At 65.6% G+C, this 26,590-nt stretch carries 25 protein-coding genes; 10 read left to right on the top strand and 15 right to left on the bottom strand.

All coding sequences use genetic code 11. The features are described 5' to 3' along the window. Nucleotides 1–44 precede the first annotated feature (44 nt). Nucleotides 45–842: a helix-turn-helix domain-containing protein gene (locus ABWV23_RS01550; RefSeq protein WP_353344218.1), complete on the bottom strand. Its 798-nt coding sequence runs from the start codon at nt 840–842 to the stop codon at nt 45–47. 248 nt (nt 843–1,090) lie between these two features. Between ABWV23_RS01550 and ABWV23_RS01545 the strand changes: the two genes are divergently transcribed. Next, nucleotides 1,091–1,426, top strand: coding sequence for a hypothetical protein (locus ABWV23_RS01545; RefSeq protein ID WP_353344216.1), 336 nt, complete (start codon nt 1,091–1,093; stop codon nt 1,424–1,426). Nucleotides 1,427–1,444: 18 nt separating this feature from the next. Here the strand turns inward: ABWV23_RS01545 and ilvN are convergent, their stop codons facing one another. The 4 genes from ilvN to ABWV23_RS01525 all read right to left on the bottom strand — a co-directional run bounded on the left by ilvN (nt 1,445) and on the right by ABWV23_RS01525 (nt 6,338). Then, entirely contained in the window at nt 1,445–2,005 is a 561-nt protein-coding gene (gene ilvN, locus ABWV23_RS01540; RefSeq protein ID WP_353344214.1) for an acetolactate synthase small subunit, read from the bottom strand. An 83-nt stretch (nt 2,006–2,088) separates the two neighbouring features. Next, nucleotides 2,089–3,840, bottom strand: coding sequence for an acetolactate synthase 3 large subunit (locus ABWV23_RS01535; RefSeq protein ID WP_353344212.1), 1,752 nt, complete (start codon nt 3,838–3,840; stop codon nt 2,089–2,091). 423 nt (nt 3,841–4,263) lie between these two features. Further along, nucleotides 4,264–4,908: a response regulator transcription factor gene (locus tag ABWV23_RS01530; RefSeq protein WP_353344210.1), complete on the bottom strand. Its 645-nt coding sequence runs from the start codon at nt 4,906–4,908 to the stop codon at nt 4,264–4,266. After that, nucleotides 4,905–6,338 (bottom strand): cache domain-containing protein, encoded by a 1,434-nt coding sequence (locus ABWV23_RS01525; RefSeq protein WP_353344208.1) that lies wholly within the window; start codon nt 6,336–6,338, stop codon nt 4,905–4,907. Before ABWV23_RS01525 ends, ABWV23_RS01530 begins: the two co-directional genes overlap by 4 nt. Before the next feature lie 241 nt (nt 6,339–6,579). Here ABWV23_RS01525 and ABWV23_RS01520 point away from each other — a divergent pair, with 241 nt between their 5' ends. The 3 genes from ABWV23_RS01520 to ABWV23_RS01510 all read left to right on the top strand — a co-directional run bounded on the left by ABWV23_RS01520 (nt 6,580) and on the right by ABWV23_RS01510 (nt 11,103). After that, nucleotides 6,580–7,665, top strand: coding sequence for a TRAP transporter substrate-binding protein (locus ABWV23_RS01520; protein WP_353344206.1), 1,086 nt, complete (start codon nt 6,580–6,582; stop codon nt 7,663–7,665). A gap of 135 nt (nt 7,666–7,800) precedes the next feature. Continuing rightward, nucleotides 7,801–8,727, top strand: a complete 927-nt coding sequence (locus ABWV23_RS01515) for a TRAP transporter small permease subunit (protein WP_353344204.1) — start codon at nt 7,801–7,803, stop codon at nt 8,725–8,727. Between the two features lie 18 nt (nt 8,728–8,745). Further along, complete coding sequence (locus ABWV23_RS01510; RefSeq protein WP_353344202.1) at nt 8,746–11,103, top strand: TRAP transporter large permease; 2,358 nt, start codon at nt 8,746–8,748, stop codon at nt 11,101–11,103. A gap of 200 nt (nt 11,104–11,303) precedes the next feature. Here ABWV23_RS01510 and ABWV23_RS01505 read toward each other — a convergent pair whose 3' ends face one another. From ABWV23_RS01505 to ABWV23_RS01490, 4 genes are all read right to left on the bottom strand, one after another. After that, a complete protein-coding gene (locus ABWV23_RS01505) occupies nt 11,304–12,125 on the bottom strand; it encodes an arginyltransferase (protein ID WP_353344200.1) in 822 nt (273 codons plus the stop codon). Nucleotides 12,126–12,219: 94 nt separating this feature from the next. Then, complete coding sequence (locus ABWV23_RS01500) at nt 12,220–12,657, bottom strand: RDD family protein (protein ID WP_353344198.1); 438 nt, start codon at nt 12,655–12,657, stop codon at nt 12,220–12,222. A 68-nt stretch (nt 12,658–12,725) separates the two neighbouring features. Further along, nucleotides 12,726–13,193: a DUF2852 domain-containing protein gene (locus tag ABWV23_RS01495; protein WP_353344196.1), complete on the bottom strand. Its 468-nt coding sequence runs from the start codon at nt 13,191–13,193 to the stop codon at nt 12,726–12,728. Nucleotides 13,194–13,299: 106 nt separating this feature from the next. Beyond that, nucleotides 13,300–13,773, bottom strand: a complete 474-nt coding sequence (locus tag ABWV23_RS01490; protein ID WP_353344194.1) for a YbaK/EbsC family protein — start codon at nt 13,771–13,773, stop codon at nt 13,300–13,302. 84 nt (nt 13,774–13,857) lie between these two features. On the opposite strand from ABWV23_RS01490, the gene ABWV23_RS01485 reads away from it, so the two are divergent. The 5 genes from ABWV23_RS01485 (at nt 13,858) to ABWV23_RS01465 (ending at nt 19,970) form a co-directional block, all read left to right on the top strand. Further along, the gene (locus tag ABWV23_RS01485; protein ID WP_353344192.1) at nt 13,858–16,665 is read left to right on the top strand and encodes a bifunctional [glutamine synthetase] adenylyltransferase/[glutamine synthetase]-adenylyl-L-tyrosine phosphorylase; all 2,808 of its coding nucleotides are present in this window, start codon (nt 13,858–13,860) and stop codon (nt 16,663–16,665) included. Further along, the gene (locus ABWV23_RS01480; RefSeq protein WP_353344190.1) at nt 16,649–16,921 is read left to right on the top strand and encodes a hypothetical protein; all 273 of its coding nucleotides are present in this window, start codon (nt 16,649–16,651) and stop codon (nt 16,919–16,921) included. Before ABWV23_RS01485 ends, ABWV23_RS01480 begins: the two co-directional genes overlap by 17 nt. Before the next feature lie 295 nt (nt 16,922–17,216). After that, nucleotides 17,217–18,428, top strand: a complete 1,212-nt coding sequence (locus ABWV23_RS01475) for an RSP_2647 family RNA methyltransferase (RefSeq protein WP_353344188.1) — start codon at nt 17,217–17,219, stop codon at nt 18,426–18,428. After that, complete coding sequence (locus ABWV23_RS01470) at nt 18,425–18,967, top strand: RSP_2648 family PIN domain-containing protein (protein WP_353344186.1); 543 nt, start codon at nt 18,425–18,427, stop codon at nt 18,965–18,967. The genes ABWV23_RS01475 and ABWV23_RS01470 overlap by 4 nt, the downstream gene beginning before the upstream one ends. A gap of 145 nt (nt 18,968–19,112) precedes the next feature. Then, nucleotides 19,113–19,970, top strand: coding sequence for a sterol desaturase family protein (locus ABWV23_RS01465; RefSeq protein ID WP_353344184.1), 858 nt, complete (start codon nt 19,113–19,115; stop codon nt 19,968–19,970). 177 nt (nt 19,971–20,147) lie between these two features. Here ABWV23_RS01465 and ABWV23_RS01460 read toward each other — a convergent pair whose 3' ends face one another. Both ABWV23_RS01460 and ABWV23_RS01455 read right to left on the bottom strand, forming a co-directional pair. After that, the gene (locus ABWV23_RS01460) at nt 20,148–21,143 is read right to left on the bottom strand and encodes an LLM class flavin-dependent oxidoreductase (protein ID WP_353344182.1); all 996 of its coding nucleotides are present in this window, start codon (nt 21,141–21,143) and stop codon (nt 20,148–20,150) included. A gap of 36 nt (nt 21,144–21,179) precedes the next feature. Beyond that, nucleotides 21,180–21,869, bottom strand: a complete 690-nt coding sequence (locus ABWV23_RS01455) for a M48 family metallopeptidase (RefSeq protein WP_353344180.1) — start codon at nt 21,867–21,869, stop codon at nt 21,180–21,182. Nucleotides 21,870–21,983: 114 nt separating this feature from the next. On the opposite strand from ABWV23_RS01455, the gene ABWV23_RS01450 reads away from it, so the two are divergent. Next, nucleotides 21,984–23,144, top strand: a complete 1,161-nt coding sequence (locus tag ABWV23_RS01450) for a sialidase family protein (RefSeq protein WP_353344178.1) — start codon at nt 21,984–21,986, stop codon at nt 23,142–23,144. Between the two features lie 10 nt (nt 23,145–23,154). Here the strand turns inward: ABWV23_RS01450 and ABWV23_RS01445 are convergent, their stop codons facing one another. The 4 genes from ABWV23_RS01445 to ABWV23_RS01430 are packed head-to-tail and all read right to left on the bottom strand — an operon-like array spanning nt 23,155 to nt 26,339. Further along, nucleotides 23,155–24,339 (bottom strand): vWA domain-containing protein, encoded by a 1,185-nt coding sequence (locus ABWV23_RS01445; protein ID WP_353344176.1) that lies wholly within the window; start codon nt 24,337–24,339, stop codon nt 23,155–23,157. Nucleotides 24,340–24,350: 11 nt separating this feature from the next. Next, complete coding sequence (locus ABWV23_RS01440; protein WP_353344174.1) at nt 24,351–24,518, bottom strand: apolipoprotein acyltransferase; 168 nt, start codon at nt 24,516–24,518, stop codon at nt 24,351–24,353. A gap of 7 nt (nt 24,519–24,525) precedes the next feature. Beyond that, entirely contained in the window at nt 24,526–25,896 is a 1,371-nt protein-coding gene (locus ABWV23_RS01435; RefSeq protein ID WP_353344172.1) for a DUF2927 domain-containing protein, read from the bottom strand. Then, nucleotides 25,893–26,339 carry a GNAT family N-acetyltransferase gene (locus ABWV23_RS01430; RefSeq protein WP_353344170.1) on the bottom strand — a complete coding sequence of 149 codons (447 nt, stop codon included), beginning with the start codon at nt 26,337–26,339 and terminating at the stop codon, nt 25,893–25,895. Before ABWV23_RS01430 ends, ABWV23_RS01435 begins: the two co-directional genes overlap by 4 nt. Nucleotides 26,340–26,590: the final 251 nt, after the last annotated feature.

The raw sequence follows: 26,590 nt of genomic DNA, 5'->3' as shown, positions 1-26,590 counted from the left end.
CGACAGGAGTTTTCCCAAAACGACAAACCCGGACGAAAACGGGGCTAGCGGAACGGCGTGCCGATCTGCAAAAGGCGTTTGTGATAGGGCAGGAGGTCGTCGGCGGTCCGAAAGCCGGTGCCGCGCGCGGCGGCCAGCACGGTGCCGGTGTCGCGGCCCAGATGCTCATAGACCACGCGGGTGACACGGCTCACGTTGACGCTTTCACGGATGGTCCGGGTGACGTAGCCGACCCAATAGTTGTTCTCGTAGGAGGGCACCCGGCTGAGGAAATTGAACGAAGAGGTCATCGCGTCATGACGCGACAGGTTCAGGCCGATGCCTTCTTCCTGGCGGATGACGAAGCCGCGAAATTCGCGCGCCCGGGGGGTATCGGGCAGCCCCTGCTGCCGCATCGCCTCCCTGGGTTCGTAGCCGCGGGCAAAGGTCATTTCGCCATCGCGAAAGACATAAACGAGGCCGACAATGATCAGCGCGCTGTCGAGGAAACTGCTGCGCGAGAACCGGTAGAACCCGGTCGGAAACAACGCTTCGGGGAGGTCGAGGGCGGCCTTGCCGAGGAAATCGGCCAGAAACGGGCTGTTCAGAACCATTCTGTTGCGGGTCAGAGCCTCGACCGGTTCGAGCAGGATTCGCGCATCGACGTCGAAGAAGCTGCAGATCCGATCCAGCACATCGGGGCGCGGAAAGCTTTCCCCGGACAGGTAGCGGTTGAGTTGCGTGCGGTTGATGCCGAGACGCCGCGAAAGGTCGGAAATAGAGGGGTAATTTCGGGACAGAACCCGAAGGTTGGCGCCGAACATGTTGCGCAATTCGGCTGGAGAACGGCTCGGCTTGGGCATGTCTGGCGGCTTTGCTCCGTCTGGGTTGCGCTGGAAGTCCGGGCTTTCCCTCAAGGATTGTTGTCAGTATACTTCCAATGACACCAATATACCTAACCCGACTCTCACGAGTCTCACTTTGATGCTATTCCGCGTCAAGCACAACGGATTTCGACACAATAATCATCAGCGTGACGCCCAATTGCTCGTGTTCTGCCCCGGTTATTTTTCTAATATCGGAACAGGAACGGAACGACGGGGGTCGATGTATGTTTGGTGTGGTGCTTTGGTGTAATACATTTGAGAACAAGGCTGTTATCTGGTGCGAGGATCAAGGGGACCTGGCGTATTATCGCCGGTTGGAAGAATCCGAACCGATGGAAATGGATGCCGGGGATCTGGTGCAATTTGAGGTTACGACAGGGTGCGACATGCGCCTTGCGCACAACCCGCGGCTGGTGGCCGAGGGGGTCTTTGGCGGATTGGCGGACAGGTTGAAGGGGGCGAACACCCCGGCGGCGCCGGGCGCGTCGACCGGGTGCACGACAGAGATCGTCCGACTCGAGACGGCGGCGCGGAACCGACGCCGTCCCGATCGCGCCTAGGCCGACCGCCCCCGGGCGTCAGAAGCCGCGCGAGAGGGCGGCGACGCCGGTCCGGGCAATCTCGGCCAGGCCCAGCGGGCGCATCAGATCGGCAAAGGCGTCGATCTTGTCCGGCGCGCCGGTGATCTCGAACACGAAGCTGTTCAGCGTGCTGTCGACCACGTTGGCGCGAAAGATGTCGGCCAGCCGCAGCGCCTCGACGCGTTTCTCGCCGTCGCTCACCACCTTGAGCATGGCAAGTTCGCGCTCGACCGAGGCACCCTCGACGGTCAGGTCGTGAACCTCGTGCACCGGCACGATGCGGCCCAGTTGCGCCTTGATCTGTTCGATCACCTGCGGCGTTCCGGTGGTGACGATGGTGATCCGGCTGCGGTGGCCGGTATGGTCCACCTCGGCCACGGTCAGGCTTTCGATGTTGTAGCCGCGCCCCGAGAACAACCCGATGACGCGGGCCAGCACGCCCGGTTCGTTCTCGACCAGAACGGCGAGGGTGTGTTTCTCCTGCACGTCCGAGAAGGTGGGCCGCAGGTTGTAGGCGGAGTGCTTGGTCGCGCCTTTCTTGATGTGTAGGGCAGACATGTTCTGTTCCTCGATTTCCGGCGCGTGCCGGACAGTTCCGAATATTCGGGGCCGCTGCCGCAAAGGACTGCGGCCCGTATCTCTTACACCAGCGCCGCACCCTTGGTGTCGATCACGCCGCGGGTCTCGGCATCGCCCAGCAGCATCTCGTTGTGCGCCTTGCCCGACGGGATCATCGGCAAGCAGTTCTCGTGCTTTTCCACCAGGCAGTCAAAGATCACCGGCCCGTCGTAGTTGATCATCTCCATGATCGCGTCGTCCAGGTCGGCCGGGTCCGAGCATTGGATCCCCTTGGCGCCAAAGGCCTCGGCCAGCTTGACGAAATCGGGCAGCGCCTCGGACCAGGACTGCGAATAGCGTTCGCCGTGCAACAGTTGCTGCCACTGGCGCACCATGCCGAGGCGTTCGTTGTTGAGGATGAACTGCTTGACCGGCAGGCGGTACTGCACCGCGGTGCCCATCTCCTGCATGTTCATCAACCACGAGGCCTCGCCCGCGACGTTGATCACCAGCGCATCCGGATGTGCCGTCTGCACCCCGACCGAGGCCGGGAAGCCATAGCCCATGGTGCCCAGCCCCCCCGAGGTCATCCAGTGGTTGGGATCCTCAAAGTTCAGGAACTGCGCCGCCCACATCTGGTGCTGGCCGACCTCGGTGGTGATATAGCGGTCATGGCCCTTGGTCAGCTCTTCCAGCCGTTGCAGCGCGTATTGCGGCTTGATGATGGTCTCGCTGCCGGCATAGGCGAGGCAGTTGACCTTGCGCCAATCGTCGATCTGGTCGCGCCACTGGGCCACCGGGGCCGCGTCGGTCTTGCGGCCGCGCGATTTCCAGACCTTCAGGATATCCTCGAGAACATGGGCGACATCGCCGACGATGGGGATGTCGGTCTTGACCACCTTGTTGATCGAGGAAGGGTCGATGTCGATATGCACCTTGATCGACTTGGGGCTGAAGGCGTCGATGCGCCCGGTGATCCGGTCGTCGAACCGCGCCCCGATGGCGATCAGCAGGTCGCAATCGTGCATCGCCATATTGGCCTCGTACAGCCCGTGCATCCCCAACATGCCAAGCCAGTGCTTGCCGCTGGCGGGATAGGCGCCCAGGCCCATCAGGGTCGAGGTGATGGGAAAGCCGGTGGCATCGACCAGTTCGCGCAACAGCTGGCTGGCCGCCGGACCGGAGTTGATCACCCCGCCGCCGGTATAGAACACCGGTTTCTTGGCCTTCTCGATCGCGGCGACCAGTTCGGTGATCTCCTCCAGGTCGCCCTTGACCCGCGGCTGGTAATGCAGGGTCGAGGGTTTCGGCGCACTATAAGTCCCCGAGGCGAACTGCACATCCTTGGGAATGTCGATCAGCACCGGGCCGGGCCGACCGGCGGTGGCGACGTGGAACGCCTCGTGAATGGTGCCCGACAGGGCATCGGGGTCCTTCACCAGCCAGTTGTGCTTGGTACAGGGGCGGGTGATGCCCACGGTGTCGGCCTCCTGGAAGGCATCCGAGCCGATCAGGAAGGTGGGCACCTGGCCGGTGAGAACGACGATCGGGATCGAATCCATCAGCGCGTCGGTCAGTCCGGTCACCGCGTTGGTGGCGCCGGGGCCGGAGGTAACGAGCACGACGCCCGGCTTGCCGGTGGACCGGGCATAACCCTCGGCGGCGTGCACCGCGCCCTGCTCATGCCGCACGAGAATGTGGCGGATGTCGTTCTGCAGGAAGATCTCGTCATAAATCGGCAGGACCGCGCCACCGGGGTATCCGAATACCGTGTCCACACCCTGATCCTTCAGGGCCTGAACCACCATTTTCGCTCCGGTCATCTCACGTTTCATCTGCTTTGCTCCATCCGCGGCAACGCGTGCATTCGCCCGTTCCAAGTTTCATCAGCACAAAAAAAAGCCCCCGGTCGAACGAGGGCGCATGGGTCAGATTATGGTCTACCGTTACCGGCCCATGCGCGTGGTTCCTACAATTACGACTAGTGCGGCCATGGCCATCGGCTCCTCTTGCTGCGGCGCAGATTATGTCCGGGCGAGAGGGGCGTCAACAGGCAATGCTGCGAAAAAATGTCCTTCACGCGGGGTTCTGGTGAAATTTTGTTTCTTTCGGGGGTCGTTGGGGGACATTTCCGCAAAGAAAATGGCGATCAGCCGGATATTTCGGCATCCAAGGTCGCGCCGCGCTCCCGGCGGTCCGGACCGGGGCGACCGTGAGTCTGCGTCGATGTGCGATGTCGTCGGGGCCGGGCCTGCCGCTCAGTACCTCACGCCGGTGCCCTGCAGCACCCCGTGTTCCAGCGCATAACGGGTCAGTCCCGCGGTCGAGGAGATCCCGAGCTTGCGCTTGATGTTCTTGCGGTGGGTTTCGACCGTGCGCACCGAGATGTCGAGGTCCAGGGCCACCTGCTTGTTGGATTTGCCCTGTGCCAGTTGCAGCAGGATGGTCTGTTCGCGGCCAGTAAGCTGTTCGCGCCCGTCACCTGTCTTGGGTTCCAGCGACCCCTTGGCCCCGGTGCAGAGATAGCGTTCGCCGCGCGCGACGGTGTCGATCGCCTGCTTGATCTCTTCCGTCGGGACATCCTTGAGCACGTAGCCCATCGCGCCGTGGCTCAGCGCCGAGGTGATATATTCCTGGTCACCGTGCATCGACAGGATCAGGATGCGCGCGCAGGGCACCCGTTCAAGCAGGATCTCGGTGGCGCTCAACCCGCCCAAGCGGGGCATGTTCAGATCCATCAGGATCACGTCGGGGGCCAGCGCCGGCGCCTGCTCGACCGCCGCCTGTCCGTCGCACAGCGTGCCGACCACGTCGATGTCGTCGTAGTTTTCCAGGATAGACTGAATGCCCTCGGCCACCATGGGGTGATCGTCGACGATGAGAACGCGGATCGGGGCGGTCATGCCTGGGCCTCCATCTTGGGCGTTGCTGCGTCTTCGGGCGGCAGCAGGTGGCTCAGGGGCAGGGTGGCCTCGATCACCGTGCCGCTTTGCGCGCCGCGAGATGACAGAAATCGCAGGGTGCCGTCAAGTTGCTCGATCCGTTCCTGCATGTTGCGCAGGCCGATGCCGGGGCCGGTGCGTCCCGATTGCGGCGGCAGGCCGCGACCGTTGTCCGAGATCCGCAGGGTGGCGCCCAACTTGTGGCCACGCAGGTCGATCTCGACCCGGGTGGCGCCGGAATGGCGCTCGACATTGGTCAGGGCCTCCTGCGCGATGCGGTAAAGCGCGATCTTGGCATCCTGGTCCAGCCGGTTACGGAACACGACGGTCGTGAACTCGGTCGCGATGCCGGTGCGGGCGGCGAAATCATCCGTCAGTGCCTTGATCGCCGGGCCAAGCCCGAGATCGTCCAGCACGCCGGGGCGCAGGTCGCGGCTGATCCGGCGCACCTCCGAGATGGCGCTGCCCAGGTATTCGATCCCCTTGTCCAGCGGCTCTGCGGCGCGGGCATGGTCGCCGCGCTCCAGCCGACGGCGGGTGTTGTCCAGCGCGTAGCGCACTCCGACCAGGATCTGACTGATGCTGTCGTGCAATTCGCGGGCGACGCGGCCGCGCTCCTCCTCCTGCGCATCGAAGACGCGCTGGGTCAGTTTCTTGAGCTTGGCATCGGCCAGTCGCCGCTCGCGGATGTTCACCACCATGCCCGAGCTGAACACCAGCAGCAGCGCCGCCAGCGTGATGGCGATGATATAGTAGAAGGTGCGTTTCACCCGCGCCTCGACCTCGGCGCGCGAGGCGGCGACCTGGGCCAGTACGTCGTCGATGAAAACGCCGGTTCCCACCGCCCATTGCCAGTCTTGCAGGCCCAGAACATAGGTGACCATGCGCGCCTCTTCGCCGGTCGAGGGCTTGGGCCAGAGGTGTTCATGCCAGCCCGCGCCGCCCCGGGCGATCCGGATGAAGGCGTCGACGGTCGGGGTGCCCTCGCTGTCGGTCAGCCCGGCCCAGTTGTGGTTGATGAACTCGGTCTGGCGCGGCGAGACAAGGTTGTTGCCGTCGTAATCGTAGACAAAGAAGAACCCCTCTTCGCCGTAGATCATCGCGGCAAGGATCTGCAGCACCCGTTCCTTGGAGCGGTCGTCGTCGGGCGCGGCGGGGCCGTAGATGAAGTAGAAGGCGTTGCGCGCCTGGGTGACGTAGTTGCGCAGCTCGGCCTTCTTGGCCTCCAGCATCTTGTGCTCCAGCGCGCGGATCTCGCTCTCGGCCAGTTGCCGGGCCTGGCTGGCCACCAGGATCGAGATCGCCACAGCCGCCAGCAGCAGCGGGACGGAGGCCAGAAGAAAGATCTTCTGGCCGTAGCTGGGAGAGAGCAGGGCACGCAGGCGTTTCATCCGGTGACCTTCGCCTGCCGGGGCGGCCGAATCAATGGCCCGTCCTGCCGCAACGGCGCGGAAATCGTGCCCCTGACGGCGAAAATACGGGCGGAAGGGGATGTTTTTGCCGGGTTTTTGCGCAGTGACTACGTACAACTTGGTATTCCGCAAAGGGAAACGACCGGTTAACTTGCCTCCACTTTCCTCGTGCCCCTGGCGCGGGGATCGACGAATGTATCCGAATGGGAGGAAAACCGAAATGGATCGTCGTTCTTTTCTGAGAACAACTGCACTTGGTGGCTCGGCCGCCGCCGCGACCTCGCTGGCCGCCCCGGCCTATGCCCAGGGCAAGCGGACCCTGACCATGGTCAGCACCTGGGGCCGCGGCCTGGCCGGCGTGCATGACAGCGCGCAATACTGTGCCGACACGATCACTGCCTTGACCGACGGCCAGCTGACCGTCGAGCTGAAGGCGGCCGGCGAGCTGGTGGGGGCCTTTGAAGTGTTCGACGCCGTTTCCGCGGGTCAGGCCGACATGTACCACGCCGTGGACTACTATTTCCTTGGCCAGCACCCGGCGCTGTCGTTCTTCTCGCAGGTGCCTTTCGGGATGACCTTCCAGGAATTCAACAACTGGTACTACCAGGAAGGCGGGATGGCCCTGGCCGACGAGCTGTATTCCATCTTTGGCCTGAAATCCTTTGCCGCGGGCAGCACCGGCCCGCAATCGGGTGGCTGGTTCAACAAGGAAATCAACGGGCCGGAAGATTTCCAGGGCCTGAAATTCCGGATGCCGGGCCAGGGTGGCCAGGTGCTGGGCAAACTGGGCGCCAGCGTTCAGAACCTGCCCGGTTCGGAAGTGTACCAGGCGCTGTCCTCGGGCGCCATCGACGGCACCGAGTGGATCGGTCCCTGGGCGGATGAAAAGGCCGGTTTCCAGGAAATCACCAAGACCTACTACACCGCCGGCTTCCACGAGCCCGGCCCGATCCTGACGCTGAACCTCAACCTCGACGTGTACGAGAGCCTGACCGCGTCGCAAAAGGCCGTGGTCGAGCAGACCGCGCGCGCGTCGAACATCTGGACCATGTCGCTGTTCATGGCCAACAACTCGGCCGCGCTGCAGCGTCTGCAGTCCGGTGGCGTCAAGGTGCTGGAATTCCCCGACTCGGTCTGGGATGCCTTCGGCACCGCCGCGAAAGAGGTCATCGAGGCCCCGTTGGACGACGAGTTCTACAAGAAGTGCTACGACAGCTACATGGCGTCGATGACCTCCTCCGCCGGCTGGATCAGCCGTTCGGAAGGGGCCTATTCGGCGCAGCGCAACCGCGTCTACGGCATGTGATCTGACACGATCATCAAAGGATGTGCCCCCGCAATCGGCGGGGGCCTGTCCGCAGCTGCAGCCAGGTGGCCGGGGCGTTTGCCCTGCGCCGCCCGGATTGCGCACCGGCTCACTCGCTAATCAGGGGCATCGGCAATGGACGAAACAGCCGCCAACGGGACGTTCGGGGCAATTCTCGACGGTCTGACCTGGCTCGTCAGCAACATCATCATGGCGTTCTACAATGCCGGCTACGCGATCAGCCATCCGCAGATGTGGCTCGACTGGTCCGACAAGCAGGCGATCATGCGGTTCGTCTACTACGGTGGATCGACCGAGTTCTTCTTCGTCGTTTTCACGCTGTTCCTGGTGGTTACCGCCGTCGGCCTGTTCCGGCGACAGGTGATGTGGGGAACGGTGCGGGCGCTGGAAGGTTTCGCCAATACGGTCGGCCGCTTCTTTGCCTGGGCCGGCCTGATCATGGTGCTGCAACAGATCATCATCGTCTTCGTGCAGCGGATCTTTGCCCGGCCGGACCTGGTCTTTGGCGTCGGCCTGTCGTTCCAGAAGGACATCAGCTGGTTCGCCGAGGAATTGAAGCTCTACAACGCGATGGTGGTGGCGCTCTGCGCCGCCTATACCTTCGTGCAGGGCGGGCACGTGCGGGTCGACCTGTTCTATTCCGCGGTGCGGTTCCGCACCAAGAAGGTGATCGACATGATCGGCGCGCTGGTGTTCATGATGCCGATGGCGGTGCTGGTCTGGATGTATGGCTGGTTCTTCCTGTGGCGGCACCTGATCGTGCCGAAACCCTCGGCCAGCGACACCATCGACCGTCTGCTGATGAAATCGCGCGCGCTGCGCTGGAACGTGGAGACCATCGGGTTCAGCCCGAACGGGTTCAACGGGTATTTCCTGTTCAAGATACTCCTCTGCGCCTTTGCCGCGATGATCTTCCTGCAGGCCATTGCCGTGCTCTACCGCTCCTACCTGGAGTTCCGCGAGGGCGCCGGCAGCGAAAACAAGTACCTCGACAAGGACAGCCTTGGCGAAGGTGAAGAAGCCTACGAAGGCGCTCATTAAAGCAAGGGACAGCCACGCATGCTATTCGGTCTTGATGGCGTCGAAATCGGCCTGATCATTCTATTCCTCTGCCTGTTCGGAGGGATCCTCTCGGGGTTTCCGGTGGCCTTTGCCATCGGCGGGGCCGGGGTTATCTCCTTTGGGATCATAGCCGCGCTCGACAGCGCGGGGTTGCTGATCCACCAGGCGATCGACACCTCCTCCCAGGCCTATAACGACCTGGTCAGCTCGGGCATCCGGCCCGACAGCATATCGATCTTCCGATACCCCGACCTGCCACGCGCGGCCCAGTCGATCTTTCCCGGTGGATGGGAAATGGCGCTGGACCGCAACGTGTCCTTCATCGTCAATCGGATGAACGAACGGGTTTTTGCCGGGGCCTCGATCGAGACCCTGCTGGCGGTGCTGATGTTCGTCCTGATGGGCATCACGCTGGAGCGGTCGAAAATCGCCGACGACCTGCTGACCACCATGGCGCGGGTCTTCGGCCCGCTGCCCGGCGGCCTTGCGGTGTCGATCGTGGTGGTGGGGGCCTTTCTCGCCGCCTCCACCGGCATCGTCGGCGCCACCGTGGTCACCATGGGGCTGCTGGCGCTGCCGACGATGCTGCGCAACAATTACTCGCCGGAACTGGCGACCGGGGTGATCGCGGCCTCGGGCACGCTGGGGCAGATCATCCCGCCCTCGATCGTGATCGTCCTGCTGGGCACGCTGGCCGGCGATCTCTATTCCACCGCGCAGGAGGCAAGGGCCACTGCGGCGGGCTGTTCCGACGCGCTGACCTATCTCGGCGAACCGGCGGTGGTCTCGGTCGGCACGCTGTTCCAGGCGGCGCTGCTGCCGGGCATCCTGCTGGCGCTGCTCTATGCCGGCTATGCCTTTGTCTACGCGCTGCTCAACCCGGGCAAGGCCCCGGCGGTCGAACTGGGGTCGGCCAGCAAGGAACCGATCACCCGCGGCGAGGCGCTGGGGTGGTTCCTGGCCGCACCGATCGGGCTGATCGGTGGTGTGATCCTGTTGTCCAGCGTCGGCATTGTCGGCAGCCAGGACATCACGGTCTCGAGCTATTCCAGTATCGGCGAGGGGGCCAGCCTGCGCACCAACGTCAACGCGGAATGCAAGGCCGCGATGATTGAACTGCACGGCCAGTCGGCCTGGGACCAGGCGGTTGCCGAACAGGCCAAGATCGACGCCAGCGACGAAGATACCCAAAGCCGCAAGCTCAGCGACGAGGAAGTGTCGCAGGCGCTGGCGGACAAGATCGCCTCGACCCCGCCGATCGGCAGCGGCATCGCCACGCTGATCGTGCTGCTGGGGCTGGTTCTGGTGGGCGGGCGCGGCGTGTCGCCGTCCTCGGATCCCAAGCCGCTGATCATCGGTGCAGCAGGGCTGCTGCTGGTGGCGCTGGTCGACCTGACGCTGATCGGGCCGACCACCTCCTCGGGGGCGACCTGGCTGCTGGTGGCGCTGCCCTTTGCGCTGGCGCTCTACGGCGGTCGCCACGCGGCGGCACGGCTGGCCACGCATGACCTGATCCGGGTGGTGTTCCCGCCGCTGGTGCTGATCGTGGCGGTGCTCGGGTCGATCCTCGGCGGCATCACCAACCCGACGCCGGCGGCGGCGCTGGGGGCGGGCGGGGCGATCATGCTGGCGGCCTACCGCAAGCTGCAGGATCAGAACCGCTCGGGGCATGTGATCATCTGGTCCACCTTCGCGATCCTGATCTGCATCCTGATCGGGGTGAACTTCGACCTGCGGATCAGCCAGGTAGGGGGGGTGAGCGCGGAAAGCTGGATCGCCTTCTTCGGGGCCTACGGCGCCTATCTCTACGCGCTGTTCGGGTTGATCTACGGCTGCTGGGTGCTGTTCACCGGCGGGGTGCTGACCCCGATCGTGCGCGAGACCGCCAAGGTCACCTCGATGGTGTTCACCATCCTGATCGGCTCGCAGCTGCTGAACCTGGTGGTGATCTCCTTCGGGGGCGAGCATTACATCCAGCAGTTCCTCAAGAGCTTCGACAACGAGTTCACGGTGTTCCTGATCGTGATGCTGGTGCTCTTTTTCCTCGGCTTCGTGCTCGACTTCCTCGAGATCATCTACATCGTGATCCCGATCGTCGGGCCGGTGATCTACGGCGGTTCCTTCGATCCGAAATGGGTGACGATCATGGTGGCGGTGAATCTGCAGACCTCGTTCCTGACGCCGCCGTTCGGCTTTGCGCTGTTCTACCTGCGCGGCGTGGCGCCGAAAGAGGTGACCACCGGCCACATCTATCGCGGCATCCTGCCCTTCGTGCTGATCCAGGTGCTGGGGCTGGGGATCCTCTGGTTCTTCCCCGGGATCGTGACCATCGTGCCGAACCTGATCCCGAACTGACCGGGAGTGGATGGACAACAGGAAAGGGGCCCCTCTCGGGCCCCTTTTTCATCGGGACATACCGGGACAGGAGGGGCGCTGCCCCTCTGCGCCTGCGGCGCATTCACCCCGGAGTATTTGGAAAGAGAAGAAGGAAGAAGGGCGCGCGACACGGCAACGATGACCTGCGCGCCCGTTTTCGGGCCCGTATCAATCCGGTGTCACGCCCGCGTCGGGCGCCGGTCGGGGAGCGAGATATTGGCGACCTGCTCGGCGATCGGCTCGGTGCCCAGCGGGTGCTGCGTCGAGGAGAAGGCCTCCGGATCGGTCACGCATTGCCAATAGCCGCCGGAAAACACCTCCAGCCCCGAGAAGTTGGACTTGTACCCCATCTTCGGGCTGCCCGGCACCCAGTAACCGAGATAGACGTAAGGCAGCCCGTTTTCGCGCGCGATCTCGATATGGTCGAGGATCATCCAGGTGCCGAGCGAGGCATGCGGCAGGTCCGGGGTGTAGAAGGAATAGACCATGCTCACCCCGTCCTCGAGCACGTCGGTCAGGCTGACCGCGATCAACTCGCGCGTCTCGGGGTCGGTGTATTCCACCACCCGGCTGCGCACCGGGGTCTCCTCGACCATGGCGGCGAACTCGAACACGTCCATGTCGGCCATGCCGCCATCGGCGTGGCGGGCATCGAGATAGCGGCGGAACAGGGCGTATTGCTCTTCCGTGGCCCAGGGCGAACTGGCCCGGCGCGCCAGGTGGTGGTTGCGCCGCGCGGCACGCTTCTGGCTTTTGGTTGGGCGAAAGGACCGCACGTCGATCCGCGCCGAGAGACAGGCGGCGCAATCCGAGCAGGAGGGCCGGTAGAGCACGTTCTGCGAGCGGCGAAACCCCTGTTGCGACAGCGAATTGTTCAGTCGCTCCGCCCCCTCGCCCTGGAGCGCGGTGAACAGCTTCCGTTCCATCCGCCCCTCGAGATAGGGGCAGGGTTGGGGGGCCGTCACGTAGAATTGCGGCGCGATGGGCAGGGTATGGCGCATGTCTCTCCCGCAGGGTTTCCGACGGATGATAACAATGCAACCCGCGCGCGCCAAGTCAGGATTGATTGCCCCGGTGTCGCGTCCCGTGGCAGGCTCAGAACAGCGCCCGGCGGTTCAGGGCGACGGTGCCCAGAACGCTGTCGGTCAGGCCCTGTCCGCGCCGCCCGGTCAGCATCATCACCACCGATATCACCTGCAGGATCGGAATGCCGACGCTGATCGTGTAGCCGGCAGTATGGGCCACCGCCTGGCCGAGGTCGAGCCGCGCGCCGGTGGTGTCGCGCAGCTCGATCCCCGCGAAACGCATGCCCCAGGTGGCGGATCCACTGGCGATGGTCACCACCCGATAGGCAAAGCCGAGCACCAGGAACAGCAGCGGCCAGATGAACAGCCCGACAAAGGCCGTGGCCAGCACCGCGCCGAGGCAAAGCACGAAGGTGATCGCGCTGTCGACGACCCAGGCGATCAGCCGCTTGCCGGGGACGGAGTCGTAGAACTGCGGTTGGCTGTCGGGGTCGGGCAGGGCGTGCATCCGGCGGGTCTCCTGTTCACATACAGGCGCCCCGGAGCGGGCTCCGGGGCGCATTGGTCAGTCCGGGCTCAGGCCTCGGCGCCCTTGGGGGTGTCCGGGTCGTCGGCGTCGCGGGTCTCTTCGGCGGCGCGTTTGGCGCGGTCCTGCATGAACTGGTCGAACTCGGCCTTGTCCTTGGCCTCGCGCAGCCGTTCGAGGAAGGATTCGAACTCGATCTGCTCCTGTTCGAGGCGGCGCAGGGTCTCGTCCTTGTAGGCGTCAAAGGCGGTGTTGCCCGAGGGCGTCATCGCGCCCATGTGCCGGAAGGTGCCGCGCCCATGGCGGCGGTGCTGACGGTGGCGGCAGGAATGGCTGAACATGCGTTTGCTCCAGATCATGTAGGCAAGTAGGGCCAGGCCAATCGGCCAGAAGATGATGAACCCAAGAACCATGGCCGCGATCCAGGCGCCTTTGCCCCTGTCGTCAAGCCAGGCTTCGGTCCGCGCAAGCCAGCTGAAGCGCGCAACAGCCGGGGCCGGGTCGGAAAGCGTGGTCATTGTCGGTATCTCCAGGTCAGATGTGATGTGAATGCCTTTCACATAAAGATAGATCGGAGTCCGGCGGCCCCTTTGCAAGGGCGGATGTGAAAGTTTTTTACATTAATCAGGAATGTGTAGCGAAATCATGAACTTGCGCATCCGTGAGGCGCAACAGGTCGGCCGGCGCGATGGGAAAGACATGGTGCGGCGTCCCGGCGGCGGCCCAGACCACGTCGAACGCCTGCAACCTGGGGTCCAGGAAGGCGCGGATCGGGTTCAGGTGCCCCACCGGGGCGACGCCGCCGATGGCAAAGCCGGTCTGCGCCCGCACCAGCGCCGCATCCGCCTTGCCCAGCGGCTCGCCCGCCACCTCGGCGGCGCGGGCGGCGTCCACCCGGTTGCCGCCGGCGGTCAGGAACAGGATCGCGGCGCCGCTGGTCTCGCCGCGAAAGATGATCGACTTGGCGATCTGGTCCACCGTGCAGCCAATCGCCGTCGCGGCATCTCCGGCGGTCCGGGCCAGGTCGGTTTCGCGGATCTGCGGGTCAAGCCCGGCGGCCTCGAGGGCGGCACGGACGCGTTTCATGCTCTTGCTCATGGGATGCAGGATTGCTGCGCGTTCGGGGGAAATTCAAGCCTTTGCCGCATTGACGCCGGGGGGCGGCAGACGCAACCTGCGGCCATGAGCAACGCATTGCAAATCGCGCGCCTGCCGCGCGCCTTCGATCCCGCACTGGGCGAGGAAACCCGCGCCGCCCTGCCACAGGTCCGTGGCGAGATGTCCGACCTGATCGCCGGGGCGGGCGGCTCCAGCCCCTATCTCAAGGGGCTGATCGAGCGTGAAGCCGACTGGTTGGAGGGCGCGCTGCACGATCCCGACGCCGCCGTCGCCGGGCTGTTGGACAGCTGCCGCGCGCTGCCCCCGGACCAGATCAAACCCGGGTTGCGCCAAGCCAAGCGGCGGGTCGCGCTGATCACTGCGCTGGCCGATCTCTCGGGCGCCTGGCCGTTGGAGCGGGTGACCGGGCTGTTGACCGATTTCGCCGGGCTGGCCTGTGACCTGGCGCTGAAATCCGAGATCGCTACCCTGATCCGTCGCAACAAGCTGCCGGGCATGACCGCGGATGACATTGAGACCGCCGCCGGGCTGACCGTGCTGGCAATGGGCAAGATGGGCGCGCATGAGCTGAACTACAGCTCGGACATCGACCTGATCTGCCTGTTCGATGAAACCCGCTATGATCCCGATACCTACCAGGAGGCGCGCCATGCGCTGGTGCGCGCCACCCGCAACATGGCGTCGGCGCTGTCGGACAAGACCGGCGACGGCTATGTCTTTCGCACCGACCTGCGGCTGCGCCCCGATCCCTCGGTGACGCCGGTCTGCATCTCGATGGCCGCCGCCGAGACGTATTACGAAAGCCTCGGCCGCACCTGGGAGCGCGCCGCCTATATCAAGGCGCGCCCCTGCGCCGGCGACCTCGAGGCCGGCGCGCGGTTCCTGCAGACCCTGCGCCCCTTCGTCTGGCGCAAGCACCTGGATTTCGCCGCGATCCAGGACGCCCACGACATGCGCCTGCGCATCCGCGAGAACAAGGGCACCGGCGGGCGCATCACCGTGCCGGGCCACGACATGAAACTGGGGCGGGGCGGCATCCGCGAGATCGAGTTCTTTACCCAGACCCAGCAGCTCATCGCCGGCGGCCGCGATCCCGAGCTGCGCCTGCGCGGCACGGTCGAGGGGCTGGCGGCGCTGGCGCGCAAGGACTGGATCCCGCAGGACTTGGCCGACACCCTCTCGGCCCATTACCGCGCCCACCGCGAGGTGGAGCACCGGATCCAGATGGTCCACGACGCCCAGACCCACAGGGTGCCCAACACCGAGGACGGCATCGCGCGCGTCGCCTGCCTGATGGGCATGGACAGCGCTGCGCTCACCGCCGATCTGGCCCGCCGCCTGGACGAGGTGCACCAGAGGACCGAGGCGTTTTTCGCCCCCGACGTCGCCCCCGGCACCACCTCCGACGCGCCCCCTGTCGAGGCGCAGTTCGATGCCTCGGTTCTGGCGCGCTGGCACGGCTATCCGGCGCTGCGGTCGGAGCGCGCACAGCATATCTTCGAGCGGCTCAAGCCCGAGATCCTGTGCCGCCTTGCGCGGACCGCGAAACCGGACGAGGCGCTGCTGGCGCTGGACGGCTTCCTGTCGGGGCTGCCGGCGGGGGTGCAGTTGTTCTCGCTGTTCGACGCCAACCCGCAGCTCATCGACCTGCTGGTCGATATCGCCGGCACCTCGCATGCGCTGGCCAGCCACCTGTCGCGCAACGCGGGCGTGTTCGACGCAGTGATCGGCGGCGATTTCTTCGCCGACTGGCCGGGCGAGGCGGCGCTGCGCGAGGAATTGACCGCGCTGCTGGCGTCAGAGGACGACTACGAGCGGCAGCTGGACAGCGCCCGGCGCTGGATGAAGGAATCGCATTTCCGCATCGGCGTGCACCTGCTGCGCGGGCTGATCGACCCCGAGACCGCCGGGCGACACTATGCCGATCTGGCCGGGGCGGTGCTGTTTGCCATCACGCCGGTGGTCATCGCCCAGTTCGCGCGCAAGCACGGGCCGCCGCCGGGGCGCGGTGCGGCAGTGCTGGGCATGGGCTCGCTCGGGGCAGGGCGGCTCAACGCCAGTTCGGATCTCGACGTGATCGTGATCTATGATCCGCAGGAGGCCGAGGGCTCTGACGGGCCGCGTCCGCTGGCGGTGCGCCCCTATTACGCGCGGCTGACCCAGGCGCTGATCACCGCGCTCAGCGCGCCGATGGCCGAGGGGCGGCTTTACGAGGTCGACATGCGGCTGCGCCCCTCGGGCACGCAGGGGCCGGTGGCGACAAGCTGGGCCAGTTTCACCAATTACCAGCGCAACGAGGCCTGGACTTGGGAACACCTGGCGCTGACCCGCGCGCGGGTGGTGGCGGGCGATCCCGATCTCGGCGCCGATATCGAGGCGTTCCGGCAAGAGATCCTGGCCCAGCCCCGAGACCGTGCCGCCGTGCTGGCCGAGGTGGCCCAGATGCGCGCGCGCATCGCCGCGGCCAAGACACCGACGGGGGTCTGGGATGCCAAGACCGGGCCGGGGCGGCTGCTGGATATCGAGCTGGTTGCTCAGGCTGGCACCCTGCTGTCGGGCGGGGCAGAGCGCGACGTGGCCAGCGGGCTGACCGGCGGTCACGCCTGTGGCTGGCTCACCGCGCGGGAGGCCGAGGCCCTGGGCGCCGCCTATGACCTCTATTGGGCAGTGCAGACGGCGGCGCGGTTGATCTCGGCCAGCGGCATCGGCGAGGACGGGCTGGGCGAGGGCGGCGCGGCCTTTCTCTGCCGCGCGACGGGACAGGACAGTACGGACAGCTTGCGCGCCGCGCTGGAGGCGCGCTATGCCGAGGCGGCGGCGCTGATCGATGCCGCGCTCATCCGGGAGGGAGCCGATGAAAGGGGATCTTGAGATCGACCGCAAGGGGCTGGTCCGCGAGGCCTATCGCATCGAGGGGATCACCGCCCCGGAATGCCGCAGCATCTTTCTCGACTGGGCGCTCAGCCTGCCGGAGGGAGAGGACAGCAGCGCGGCACTGCGCCTGTTGCTCGACCGCTACGGGTCGGCGGCTCCGGACCACCCGATGACACAGGTTCTGACCGATGGCCTGGCGCAGGCGGGCCGTCCGCGCCGGCGCGGCGGCTGGCGCGCGCGCCCGCGCGACTGACCGGCGTCCGGACCTCTACGCAACGCTGGGCGCGGGCAAGGCTGTCATTCCTGCGAAAGCGGGGACCTCCCGAACAGGACGCTGAAGATCCCCGCCTGCGCGGGGATGACAGTGACCGTAACGCGTGATTGCGAGGGTGAAGCCGGGCTCCACCGCTGTCATCCCCGCGAAGGCGGGGACCTCCCCAATGTGCTGGCCCATGGATCCCCGCTGGCGTGGGGATGACAGTTACCCACGCGGGCGGCGAGGCGCACTTCCCCTTCCCAAGGCCCGCCGTTGCCCCTAAGAGGACGCCATGACAACGCCTGATCCCAACCCCGACCTGCCCCGCGTCCGCTTGATGCCCAAGGCCAACGCCCGCGCCATCCGCCACGGCTTTCCCTGGGTTTATGCCAACGAGCTTGTGACCGACCGACGCACCAAGGCACTCAAACCCGGTGCCCTTGCGGTGCTGGAGGACAGCGCCCGCACACCGATGGGGGTGGTGGCGGTGAACCCGGCCTCGCGCATCATCTGCCGGATGCTCGACCGCGACCCGAACGCGCACATCGACCGGGACTGGTTCGCCAGGCGTCTTGCCCATGCGCTGGCGCTGCGCGACCGGCTGTACGACGCGCCGTTCTACCGGCTGGTCCATGCCGAGGGCGACGGTCTGCCCGGGCTGGTGATCGACCGCTTCGGCGATACCGTCGTGGTTCAGCCCAACGCCGCTTGGGCCGAGGCGCGGCTCGACGATCTGACCGCCGCGCTGGTCGAGGTCACCGGCGTGACCACCGTGCTCAAGAACGCCGCCGGGCGCACCCGCGCGCTCGAGGGGCTGGACGATGAAAGCGCGGTGCTGGCGGGCACGGCGCCCTCGGCGCCGCTGCCGGTGCCGATGTCCGGGGCCACCTACATGGCCGATCTGACCGGCGGGCAGAAAACCGGGCTGTTCTATGACCAGCGCCCCAACCACGCCTTTGCGGCCCGGCTGGCCGGGCCGGGGACGCGGGTGCTCGACGTGTTTTCCCACGTGGGCGGGTTCGCGCTGGCCATGCTGGCGGGCGGGGCCGATCACGCGCTGGCCGTCGATGGTTCTGCCCCGGCGCTGGAGCTGGCGGCCCAGGGAGCGGCGGCCTCAAACCTGTCCGACCGGTTCGAGACCCGGCAGGGCGATGCCTTTGACACCCTCGCGGCGCTGGCCGAAGAGGGAGCGCAGTTCGACGTGGTGATCTGCGATCCGCCCGCCTTCGCGCCATCGAAAAAGGCGCTCGACGCCGGGCTGCGCGCCTATGAGCGCATCGCGCGCATGGCCGCGCCGCTGGTGGTGCCGGGCGGTTATCTGGGCCTGTGCTCCTGCTCGCACGCCGCCGATCTGGCCAACTTCCGTGCCGCCTGTACCCGTGGCATAGGCAAGGCCGGGCGCGCCGGGCAATTGCTGCGCACCGGCTTTGCCGGGCCGGATCATCCGCAACTGCCGCAACTGGCCGAGACCGGCTATCTCAAGGCGCTGTTCTACCGGCTGTGAAACTCGTCCTCGACACCTGCGTGCTCTACCCCACGGTGATGCGCGAGATGCTGCTGGGCGCGGCGCGGCTGGGCCATTTCACCCCGCTGTGGTCGGCCCGCATCCTCGAGGAATGGGCCCGCGCCGCGCGCAAGCTGGGGCCGACCGGCGAGGACCAGGCGCGGGGCGAGATCGCGCTTATGAGAGCCGGCTGGCCGCAGGCCGAACTGCCCGCCGCGCCCGGGATCGAGGCGCGGCTCTGGCTGCCCGACCCGGCCGACCTGCACGTGCTGGCGGTGGCCGTGGCGGGTTCGGCCGACGCGATCGTGACGGTGAACCGCCGGGACTTTCCCAGGAACATCCTCGCCGAAGAGGGGCTGGATCGGTTGGAGCCGGACGGGCTTTTGTACGATTTGTGGCTCAAAGACCCCAAGGGGCTGACCGATGTCGGCGCCCGGGTGTTGGTCCAGGCCAACGCGATGGCCGGCGGCGGCTGGGACATCCGCGCCCTGATGAAAAAGGCGCGGCTGCCACGTCTGGGCAAGGCGCTGGCGGGGTAGCGACGCCGCGGTCACATCCACCCACCGCGGCACGGCCATTGCCGCCATGCCTGTTCGAAACTTGCCCGGGGGCCGCCATGTTGGCGCCCCAATTTCTTGTGATCATTCTGGGAAAATCTCACGGCACCTATGGGGGCACGGACCGATGGAAACACTATTCCAATTGCTGATCGACAGCGCCATGAACATGTACGCGGCGTTGCGATTCCTGATCATTCCGGCAATCGTTTTCCTGATCCTCCAGATCCATTTCCGGCGGGAACACTGGCTGTCCGACTTGAAACAGGCCAAGCAGGAAACCGGACTGTCGTTGAAAATCTTACTGTTCAACGCCGCGGTATCTGTGCCGCTGATCTCAATCGTGTTGACGTTTCTGCACGGATGGATTCACGAACACGGGCTGTACCTGTTCAAATCGGCACATTGGGAGGCCCTGCCAGTGCCGTTGGTGCTGTTCTTTGCGGTCTTTTTCGGTGATTTCGTAGGCTATTGGCGCCACCGTTTCGAGCATACGCCCATCCTGTGGCCCGCCCATGCTGTGCATCACTCGGACACCGAAGTGACATGGCTGACCTCGGCCCGCTGGCACCCTTTTAACCTGCTGACCGTCCACGGGATTGCCGGCACGGCGATGCTGGTCATGGGGTTCCCTGTCTGGGCGCTTTTGTTCAACTCGATGATGCGCGGGCAATACGGGTTCTTCATCCATGCCAACCTGCCCTGGACCTATGGCAAGCTGGGCAAGTTCATCGTGTCCCCAGCCATGCATCGCTGGCACCACTCGGCCGAAGAAAAGGCGTTTGACAAGAATTTCGCCGAGATCTTCTGCCTCTTTGACCGGATGTTCGGTACCTATTACCTGCCCGGCCCATGCGATGGCCCATTGGGCGTCCACGATGACATGAAACCGACCCTGCGCAGCCAGATCGGATTTGCCTTTACGCCCAAAGCCTACAAACGCCTCTTTGCGCGCAAACCGGCTACCAAGGAGGCCAAGGCATGATGTCCATCCGCCCTGGTTTACCGCCATGACGATTTAGTTGCGGCAAGACCTCGGCCCCGTTGCTATTCTTGGCGCGATGCGGGAAATGCCCGCAAGGAACCCGCTAGGCGGTTCGGGAAAGGGTGGGCAAGCGGTTGGCCGGCCAGCCGTTCCCACGTCAGGTGTAGACCGCGAAGGTCAGTTGTCCAGGACCAGGCCGGCCATCACCTCGGCGGCGATTTCGAACGAGCGGATGCGCGCCGCCGGGTCGTGGATCTGCCCCGAGATCATCACCTCGTCCGGTTGGTAGCGGTCTATCAGCGCCTTGGTCTGGTCCCGTACCATCTGGGTCGTGCCGGTGGCACTGACCGACAGCGCATCGTTCACTGCCGCGATCCAGCGCGGATCGGCGACGTCCTCGATCCGGTCCACCGGCGCCGGAAGCCTTCCGGCTTTACCTGAACTAAGCCGGATAAATGACTGTTGCATAGAGGTTTTCAGGCGCACTGCTTCTTTCGCGTCATCGGCGGCAAAGATGTTCATCGCCATCATGAAATAGGGTTTCTCTAGCGTCTTGGACCGCTGGAACCCGCGCCGGTAAACCTCGACCGCCTGGCCCAGGGCATCGGGCGCGAAATGCGAGGCAAAGGCGTAAGGCAGCCCCAGGTGCGCAGCCAGTTGCGCGCCATAAAGCGACGAGCCGAGAATCCAGACCGGCACCTTGGTGCCTTCGCCCGGGATCGCGTGCAGGCGCTGGTCCGGTTCAGGATCGTCCAGATAGGCCATCAGCTCGGTCACGTCCTGCGGAAAGGTATCCTGTGCCGCCATGTTGCGGCGCAGCGCGCGGGCGGTCGCCATGTCGGTTCCCGGCGCGCGTCCAAGGCCCAGGTCGATGCGGTCGCCGTGGATGGTGGCCAGCGTGCCGAACTGCTCGGCGATCACCAGCGGCGCGTGGTTGGGCAGCATGATGCCACCGGCGCCGATCCGCATGCTGCGGGTCGCGCTGGCGATATGACCGATCATCACCGCGGTTGCCGACGAGGCGATGCCGGGCATGTTGTGATGTTCCGCCAGCCAGTAACGGTGAAAGCCGAGCGCCTCGGCCGCGCGGGCCAGCGCGACGGAATTGCGCATCGCTTGAGCGGCGTCCGAACCCTCGGGGATCGGGGCGAGGTCGAGCAGGGAGTATCGCATGTCTGTCCTTGTGAATGATGGTCTCTGATCGGGGGATCAGCTTTGCGCGTTCCAGCGCGCCTCGAGCCGGTCCAGCGCGGCGATCCGCTCTTCGGTCCTGGGGTGGCTCATCAGCCAAGCAGGGGTGACACCGGCGCGCGATTGGGTCAGCTTTTCCAGCTTGGTGAACAGCGACTTCTGCGGTGCCACGCCGATCCCGGCCTTGGTCAGCAGGGCGGCGGCGTATTCGTCGGCCTCGTACTCGTCGCCCCGTGACAGCCGCGCCGCCAGCAGCCCGGTCAGCGCGTTGGCGATCCAGACGCCGGCCACCGGGATGATCCGGCCCAGCACCATGACCAGCGCGGTGCGCAGCGCGTTCTGACCCGAGAAATCCAGCATCCGCCGCCGCGCGTGCCCCAGCGCCACGTGACCCAGCTCATGCGCGATCACCGATGCCATCTCCTCGCCCGTGACCTCGCCGTTGCGGTACTTGCGGTAGAACCCCCGGGTGATGAAGATCCGCCCGTCCGGCGCCGCCAGTCCGTTCACCGGGTCGATTTCATAGATATAGACCGGGATACGCGCCAGCCCCAGCGCGGCGGCAAGCTGGTCGGTCAGATGCTTGAGCCGCGCATCGGCCAGTTCGGTCGATTTTGCGTCAAGCTCCCGATGGGTGCGCCAGACCGAGACCCGGTACATGGCAAGCCCATAGAGCAGGGCCAGAAGGATGGGGGTGAACTTCAGCATATCTCTGGATATGGGCCGGGATGCAGCAGGGGGCAAGGGCGTCGTTGCGGCGGCCCCCCGTGCCGGGCTGCGAAAAACGTGGTATCCTTGCGCAGCGAGAGTGGAGGGGAGGCGATGCCCGAGGAAGCGGTCACGATACTTCTGGGAACCACCAAGGGCGCCTTCGTGCTGCGCGGCATGCGTGAGGGGGCGGACTGGGCGGTTTCGGGGCCGTTCTGCGATGGCTGGCCGGTCAACCACGTGATCGGCGATGCGGCCTCGGGCGTGTTCTGGGCCGGCGGCGGCGGTGACTGGTACGGTGCCGCGGTCTGGCGGTCCGGGGATGGCGGCGAGACTTGGCAAAAGACCCGGCTGACCCGGGGCACGATCGACGACTGGGCCGAGAGTGACGCCGGTTTCGCCGAGATGTTCGGGGTCACCGGAGACCCCCTGCCGTTCGACGACCAGTTTGCACAGGTCTGGTCGCTGTGCCACGCCCACGGCGCGCTGTATGCCGGGACCAAGTCCGCGACGCTTCTGGTCAGCCACGACGGCGGCGGCACATGGGCGCGGGTGGACGGGCTGACCGATCACCCGTCCGCGGCGGATTGGACCCCGGGTGCGGCGGGGCTGACCCTGCACACCATCCTGTCGCACCCCACCGATCCACAGCGGATGTGGGTGGGGATTTCCGCCGCCGGTGTCTTTGCCACCGAGGACGGCGGCCAGAGTTGGGAGCGGCGCAACCGGCTGTCCAATGCCGCCGCCTGTCAGCCGCACGATCACCCGGCGGCCCCCCGCGACGGCGAGACCGGCCATTGCGTGCACAACATGATGCTGGCGCCGGGCGATGGGACCACCCTGTACCAGCAGAACCACCACGGGGTCTGGCGCTCCGGCGACGGGGGCCGCAGTTGGGAGGATATCAACGACGGGCTGCCCTCGACCTTCGGGTTTCCGATCCGGGTTCATCCGCGCGATCCTGACACGATCTGGACGCTGCCGCTGAACGGCGACGACAGCGGGCGGTTCCCGCCCGGCGCGGCGGCGGCGGTCTGGCGGTCCCGCGACGGCGGAAAAAGCTGGCAGGATCATCGCGCCGGGCTGCCGCAGAGCGGCTGTTTCTTTACCGTGTTGCGCCAGGCGATGGCGGGTGATTCCGGTGATCCCGCCGGGGTCTATTTCGGGACCAACAGCGGCTCGGTCTTTGCCAGTTTCGACGAGGGAGAAACCTGGTCCGAGGTTGCCCGCCACCTGCCGACGATCCTGTCGGTCGAATTGGTCGAGGGGATCTGAGCCGCCGCGCCTAGCGCGTCAGTTCCTTCATGCCCTGTTCCAGCCCCGAGAGGGTCATCGGCACCATGCGGTTGTCGAAGAGTTCGCGGATCATCTGGATCGAATGGGTATAGGACCAGTATTTCTCGGGCACCGGGTTGATCCAGAGGTTGTCTTTCCACTGTTCCCGCGCGCGTTGGAGCCAGGTCTGGCCGGCCTCGGCGTTCCAGTGTTCGTTGGCGCCGCCGGGATAGGCGATTTCATAGGGACTCATGCTGGCGTCGCCGACGAAGATGCACTTGTAGTCCGGCCCGTAGGTGTGCAGCACCTCCCAGGTCGGGGTTTGTGCATCCCAGCGGCGGCGGTTGTCGCGCCAGACGCCTTCGTACAAACAGTTGTGGAAATAGTAGTATTCGAGGTGCTTGAACTCGGTCCGTGCGGCCGAAAACAGCTCTTCGACCACCTTGATATGCGGGTCCATCGAGCCGCCGATGTCGAGAAACAGCAGCACCTTGACCGCGTTGTGCCGTTCGGGCCGCGTCTTGACGTCGAGATAGCCGTGTTCGGCGGTGGCGCGGATGGTGCCGTCGAGGTCCAGCTCCTCATGCGCGCCCTCGCGGGCCCAGCGGCGCAGCCGTTTCAGCGCCACCTTGATGTTGCGCGTGCCCAGTTCGACGGTGTCGTCGAGGTTCTTGAACTCGCGCTTGTCCCAGACCTTGACCGCGCGCTGGTGGCGGCTTTCCTTCTGGCCGATGCGCACGCCTTCGGGGTTGTAGCCATAGGCGCCGAAAGGCGAGGTACCGGCGGTGCCGATCCACTTGTTGCCGCCCTGGTGGCGGCCCTCCTGTTCCTTCAGCCGCTCGCGCAGGGTTTCCATCAGCTTGTCGAAACCGCCCAGGGCCTCGATCTCGGCCTTTTCCTCGGCGCTCAGGTGTTTTTCGGCCATCTTTTCCAGCCAGTCGGCGGGCAGGTCGACCGCCTCGAGCACCTGCTCAAGACCGATCTGTTCCAACCCCTTGAAACTGGCGGCAAAGGCGCGGTCGAACTTGTCGAGATTACGCTCGTCCTTCACCATCGCGGTGCGGGCGAGGTAATAGAACGCCTCGACGTCATAGGTGGCCAGTCCCGCCTTCATCCCCTCCAGGAACGAGAGGTATTCCCGCAAGCTGACAGGGATGCCGGATTTCCGGAGATTTTCAAAGAAGGGCAGGAACATGGGGGCCTCGCCTACATCGCCGCGCGGTGGATCATGATCGTCGCAATCATTCCCACGATCGCAAAACCGATCGCGTAGACGGCGGCGTATTGGGCAATATCGGCGAGCGTTCCGCCGCGTTTCCTGGCCGTCACCCCGCCCAGAAGGGCGCCGATCAGCGCCGCTGAAATTACGATCATCCTAGGTTTATCCGCGCCCTCTGTTCTGGGGGTTCAGCGCCGCAATTTCGCGCATCTTGGCCCGCACCGCCCAATCTGAGCCAAATCCGTAACGTGCCCATCCGAGGCTGTCCAGTCTGACGCTGCGGGCCTCGTCGGGGCGGCCCAACTCGTCGAGCGCCTCGGCCTTGAGCAGCATCAGAGTCGAGAGCAGCGCGGCGTTCTCGGAGCGCGCGGCCACGTCGAGCATCGGGTCGATCTCGCGCAGGGCCTGCGCGCCGTCACCGATGGCAATCTGATAGGCTGCCGTCTGGGTCACCACATAGGCGGCGTGCAGGCGGGTGGTCGGGCTTCGCGAGAGGAGGGACAGGGCGGCACGGAAATGCGGTTGCGCCGCGTCGGGATCGGTCATCTGGGTGATGCGCCCCAGCATGTAGTGGCTGAAGGCGCGACGGTGATCCTGCCAGCCCTGCGCCTGCGCGGTGCGCGCGGCCGAGATGGCGGCCGCCCGCCGGGCGGCAGGGGCCGCATCGGGGCCAAGCGCGGTCTGCACCGCGTCGATCCAGGCGCGCGGCGTGGCGTTGACCGGGGTGGCGGGCCGGTGGGTTCCGGCCGGGTTCAGCCGCGCCAGCAGCGCCGGCAGCTTGGCCGCGACCTGGCCCTCGGTCATGCCGCTGTGCAGTTCGGGGGCGTAGGTGGCGCGCAGGATCAGCATGTCGAATCCGGTCAGGACCGTGTGCACGTTGTCATCGTTGAACACCGAGTCGGGCAGCCGGTAGAGGTCGTTGAGCGGCCCGAGCGCCTGGGCCAGCTCCTCGTGCAGGCAGTCGCGCAATTCCTGCGGGCTGGAATCGTGCGGCACGAAGATGCCCATCCGGGTACGGGTGCGCAGCACCGACCAGTTGGTCTTGGGCTTGCGGCGGTCGCGGCGAAACTCGTCGAAGCTGGAGACGTTGGGCACCACGAAACAGGCGGCCTGGGGCAGGGCGCGGCGAATCTCGGCCCGGCTGACCGCCTCGATGGTGATGTTGGCCGCTCCTTGCGTGATCTGGCGGACGTCGATCCCGGCCTCGCGCCGCAGGCGCGTCAGAAGCCGGCGCAGGTCGGGCTCCAGGCTGGGCGGCGGCGCACCGGTGATACGCACGGTGATCGGTGTCTCGAAGCGGGTAAAGACCTCGAGCTTGCGGCCGCTTTCAAGCTGGAAATGCAGCGAGAGGAAATCGGCGGCGATATTGGCGTTGGATCGCGCCGGCGCGTCGGGGGACGGGGTGGCAAAGGCCTTCATCGGGGGCAGCGTGCTGTCGGTGATCTTGGCCCGCGTCGGCGTGTCGGTCAGAGGGACCGTGTTGCAGGCCGCCAGCGCTACGCCGAGGCAGAAGACAAGCGCGGCCCGGATCATGGGCGCTGATACTTGATGAAAGGCGTGAGCACACCGACCCGGTCATACAGCTTGCGGGCGGTGGCGTTGAAGTCTTGTGTCAACCAATAGACAGACGGGGCGCCATGCGCGTCCGCCGCGGCATAAACACCTTCGATCAGCGCCCGCCCGACGCCCTGTCCGCGCCGCTCTGGCACGGCATAGAGATCCTGTAGATAACAGACATTCTCGATCTTCCAGCCATGGCGGTGAAACAGGTAGTGGGTCAGACCCACCAGTCCGCCGTCGGCCTCGGCCACAAGGGCGCTGAAATCCTGCGGATCCTCGCCCAGCAGGCGGGCAAAGGTGCTGTCATAGACCGCATCGGGCAAAGTGGTTTCGTAAAACTCCAGATAGGCACGCCATAACGCGGTCCAATGCGGGCGATCCTCGGGACGCAGGGGGCGAATGATCAGATCGGTCATGGCAATATCGGGGCGGTCCAATGCAGGGAATCGTGCTTCGACCATGGGGGCAAAGCGGACGAGGTTTAGGTCCTGTCACGATATTCACGAAAGTCTCGCGCTGCAATGGCGGGGTTTGGATGGTGCCATTTCGCGCCGAACCGAGGTCTTCGGAAAATGCGACCCCCGGTGACATCCATTCCATGCCAAGGGATCGCGGCACCGAGGGCGCCGCGAAAAGGCCCTGGGCCGTCAGCGACGGTCCCGGGGCG

This window comes from Aquicoccus sp. SU-CL01552, from assembly GCF_040365005.1.
Taxonomy (GTDB): Bacteria; Pseudomonadota; Alphaproteobacteria; order Rhodobacterales; family Rhodobacteraceae; genus Antarcticimicrobium.
This window is presented reverse-complemented; position numbering and strand designations above follow the sequence as displayed.